The organism is Streptomyces sp. XM83C, assembly GCF_023072675.1.
Taxonomy (GTDB): domain Bacteria; phylum Actinomycetota; class Actinomycetes; order Streptomycetales; family Streptomycetaceae; genus Streptomyces; species Streptomyces thermocoprophilus.
On the sequence record NZ_JALLGL010000433.1, the window covers coordinates 1 to 3891 of the forward strand.

At 70.4% G+C, this 3891-nt stretch carries 4 protein-coding genes; 3 read left to right on the forward strand and 1 reads right to left on the reverse strand.

Annotated features, from left to right (window positions below; genetic code table 11):
* Positions 1–68: 68 nt before the first annotated feature.
* Positions 69–812 carry a SigE family RNA polymerase sigma factor gene (locus MTQ10_RS28695; protein ID WP_247473267.1) on the reverse strand — a complete coding sequence of 248 codons (744 nt, stop codon included), beginning with the start codon at positions 810–812 and terminating at the stop codon, positions 69–71.
* 223 nt (positions 813–1035) lie between these two features.
* On the opposite strand from MTQ10_RS28695, the gene afsQ1 reads away from it, so the two are divergent.
* The 3 genes from afsQ1 to MTQ10_RS28710 all read left to right on the forward strand — a co-directional run.
* A complete protein-coding gene (afsQ1, locus tag MTQ10_RS28700; protein WP_247473268.1) occupies positions 1036–1713 on the forward strand; it encodes a two-component system response regulator AfsQ1 in 678 nt (225 codons plus the stop codon).
* A complete protein-coding gene (locus MTQ10_RS28705) occupies positions 1710–3305 on the forward strand; it encodes an ATP-binding protein (protein ID WP_247473269.1) in 1596 nt (531 codons plus the stop codon). The genes afsQ1 and MTQ10_RS28705 overlap by 4 nt, the downstream gene beginning before the upstream one ends.
* On the forward strand, positions 3302–3891 hold a 590-nt coding region (locus MTQ10_RS28710; protein ID WP_247473270.1), incomplete at its 3' end, for a hypothetical protein. The genes MTQ10_RS28705 and MTQ10_RS28710, both read left to right, overlap by 4 nt.

The following is a 3891-nucleotide window of genomic DNA, read 5'->3' on the forward strand; positions in this document are numbered from 1 at the left end:
GAGATGCAGCGTAGTCTCGTGTGCTCGGAGATTTGTATACGACGCAGCCCCCTTCCCCCCCGTCACCCTCAGGCGACAAGCTCGCCGAAGGCGTCTTCCTCGTCACGGCCGAAGCTGAGGACCTCGTCCTCGCGCAGGCGGCGCAGCGACCGCCAGATGCTGGACTTCACCGTGCCGACACTGATGTCGAGGATGTCGGCGATCTCCGGGTCGGTGCGGCCCTCGTAGTAGCGCAGGACCAGCATCGTCCGCTGGAGTTCCGGCAGCCGGGCGAGCGCCTGCCACAGGACCGCGCGCAGTTCGGTGCCGCGCATCGCGTCCGTGTCGCCGGGCGTCTCCGGCAGTTCCTCGGTCGGGTACTCGTTCAGCTTGCGGCGGCGCCACGCGCTGATGTGCAGGTTCGTCATGGTGCGGCGGAGATAGCCGCCGACCGCGGCCTTGTCGCTGATCCGGTCCCACGCCCGGTACGTCGAGAACAGCGCGCTCTGCAACAGGTCCTCAGCCTCGAAGCGGTCGCCGGTCAGGTGGTAGGCGGTGGCGTACAGGGAGGCGCGGCGCTCCTGCACGTAGGCGGTGAACTCCGCCTCCGACAGGGACTTCCGCTCCCCCGAGCCCTCCCTGTACGCGCTTCCCCCGTGTGTGTCCCCCGTGTGTGCGTCGACCACCGTCATGATCGCGGTGTGCTGACGCCCGGTGCCGCGAGCGCACCCCCGCCCGCTCACGGCACCGGACTTCTCTGGACCCCGGTGTGCGCAGATGTCGTGCAGACGCGTGGCCACAGCGCTGGTGCTGGTGCTCTGCAGCGTATTCATCACGCGCCTCCCGTCGTGGACTTCCGTGGTCTGCTTGCTGTGTTGCCTGTGCCGAAAAGCTTGCCGGGGCGACTTCATCGCCGTGTCCGCCGACTGTCACAGACCTGTCACAGGGGTCCGGGAGGCCGTATCCCAAGATCGAACACCGTCGTGGGGTGCTGTACGGCGCACCCGTACGGCCCACAGGTCGAACAGCGGCCCCTCCATGGGCCAGAATGAGCGCGTGCCTTCCCTGTTGCTGATCGAGGACGACGACGCCATCCGAACGGCCCTGGAGCTCTCACTGACGCGCCAGGGACACCGTGTGGCGACCGCTGCCAGCGGTGAGGACGGTCTGAAGCTGCTGCGTGAGCAGCGGCCGGACCTGATCGTGCTGGACGTGATGCTGCCCGGCATCGACGGCTTCGAGGTGTGCCGCCGTATCCGGCGCACCGACCAGCTGCCGATCATTCTGCTGACCGCGCGCAGCGACGACATCGACGTGGTGGTCGGGCTGGAGTCCGGCGCCGACGACTATGTCGTGAAACCGGTGCAGGGGCGGGTGCTCGACGCCCGTATCCGTGCCGTGCTGCGGCGCGGCGAACGCGAGTCGAACGACGCGGCGGCCTTCGGCAGCCTGGTCATCGACCGGGCCGCGATGACGGTGACGAAGAACGGGCAGGATCTACAGCTCACGCCGACCGAGCTGCGGCTGCTGCTGGAGCTGAGCCGGCGGCCCGGGCAGGCCCTGTCCCGGCAGCAGCTGCTGCGTCTGGTGTGGGAGCACGACTACCTCGGTGACTCGCGGCTGGTGGACGCCTGTGTCCAGCGGCTGCGCGCCAAGGTGGAGGACGTCCCGTCGTCCCCGACGCTGATCCGTACCGTCCGTGGTGTCGGCTACCGCCTGGATCCGCCTCAGTGACGACACAGCAAGGGGGTTTCCGCGGCTGGGCCGCGGATCGCAAGGGAGTTCTGTCACGCCTGCGCTTCACCAGCCTGCGTCTGCGGCTGGTCGTGGTGTTCGGGCTGGTCGCGTTGACGGCCGCGGTGTCGGCTTCGGGGATCGCCTACTGGCTGAACCGGGAGGCCGTGCTCACCCGCACCCAGGACGCGGTGCTGCGGGACTTCCAGCAGGAGATGCAGAACCGGGCGGGCGCGCTGCCCCGCCGTCCCACCCAGGACGAGCTTCAGCACACCGCCGGTCAGATGGCCGGCAGCGGCCAGCGTTTCAGTGTGCTGCTCGTCGCGCAGGACGCGAACGGCAAGACGGTGTACGCCAACTCGGGCGGCCTGAACGGCTTCTCGCTGCGGGACGTGCCGGACTCGCTGCGCGACGCGGTGAACCGGCGGCAGAAGGTCACGTCCGCGAACAAGTCGCCGTACCACCTGTACTGGCAGCGGGTCGTGGACGACGGCACCCCGTATCTGGTGGCCGGGACGAAGGTGATCGGTGGCGGTCCCACCGGCTACATGCGCAAGTCGCTGGCGCCGGAGGCGAAGGACCTCAACTCGCTCGCCTGGTCGCTGGGCATCGCCACCGCTCTGGCGCTGATCGGTGCCGCGCTGCTCGCGCAGGCCGCCGCGACGACCGTGCTGAAGCCGGTGCACCGGCTCGGTGTCGCCGCGCGCCGCCTCGGCGAGGGCAAGCTGGACACGCGGCTGCGGGTGTCCGGCACCGATGAACTCGCCGACCTGTCACGGACGTTCAACAACGCCGCCGAGGCTCTGGAGAAACGGGTCGCGGAGATGGCGGCCCGCGACGAGGCCTCCCGCCGCTTCGTGGCCGACATGAGCCATGAGCTGCGTACGCCGCTCACCGCGATCACGGCGGTGACGGAGGTGCTGGAGGAGGAGCTGGACTCCGAGGCGGGCGGCATCGACCCGATGATCGAGCCGGCGGTACGGCTCGTCGTCAGCGAGACGCGACGGCTCAACGACCTCGTCGAGAACCTGATGGAGGTCACCCGCTTCGACGCGGGCACCGCCCGTCTCGTCCTGGACGACGTCGACGTCGCCGACCAGATCACCGCCTGCATCGACGCGCGTGCCTGGCTGGACGCCGTCGAACTGGACGCCGAACGCGGCATCACCGCCCGGCTCGACCCGCGCCGCCTGGACGTCATACTCGCCAACCTGATCGGCAACGCGCTCAAGCACGGCGGATCGCCGGTACGGGTGTCGGTGCGCGCGTCGGACGACTCGGTGGTCATCGCGGTCCGTGACCACGGGCCGGGCATCCCCGAGGACGTCCTGCCGCATGTCTTCGACCGCTTCTACAAGGCGAGCGCCTCTCGCCCCCGCTCCGAGGGCAGCGGCCTCGGCCTGTCCATCGCCCTGGAGAACGCGCACATCCACGGCGGCGAGATCACCGCCGCCAACTCGCCCGAGGGCGGCGCGGTGTTCACGCTGCGGCTGCCTCGGGACGCGTCCGAGCTGACGCGGAAGCCCGACGAGGGGGAGACATCCGAGGGGGAGACATCCGAGGGGGAGACATCCGAGGGGGAAGCCAAGTGACCGTCAGACGCCTGCTCGCGCCTTTCCTGCTGGGCGTGGTGCTGGCCGGGTGCGGTATCCGCGCCACGGAGGTCCCCACCGACTTCGGGGCCGCGCCCTCCCGGGTGCGCTGCACGCTCACCGAACCGGAGATCTCCACGCAGTCGACGCGGGGTGTGCCGGTGCAGGTGTTCCTGCTGTGCGGTTCGTCGCTGATGGCCGTGGACCGGTCGGTACGGGTCGCCGAGGGCGCGCCCGACTCGCAGCGCCGGGTCCTCGTCGCGCAGGGCCTGCTGGACGAGCTGGCCCGCACCCCGTCGCCCGCGGAGAAGGAGGCCGGGTACACGACCGATGTGCGCGGCGGCATGACCGTCGAGGGGCCCCGGCGGGGCGATCCCGACGACGCGCTCCGGCTCAATGTCTCCCCCGACGCGCTCACCTCCTACGCCCTCGCGCAGATCGTGTGCACCTTCTCCGACTCGGCGGCGGCCGAGGGCGACGGGGTGCGGGCCAGCTCGTCCAGCAGGCCCTGCGCGACGAGGACCCGGCGCTGCGAGTCGGGCGCGCCCTCGGCGACCCGTACCGACCGGTCCACGGCCATCAGCGA

What these genes read in the sequence shown, in the direction of transcription:
- MTQ10_RS28695 (WP_247473267.1), bottom strand. Translation starts at nt 812, where the DNA reads ATGAATACGCTGCAGAGCACCAGCACCAGCGCTGTGGCCACGCGTCTG.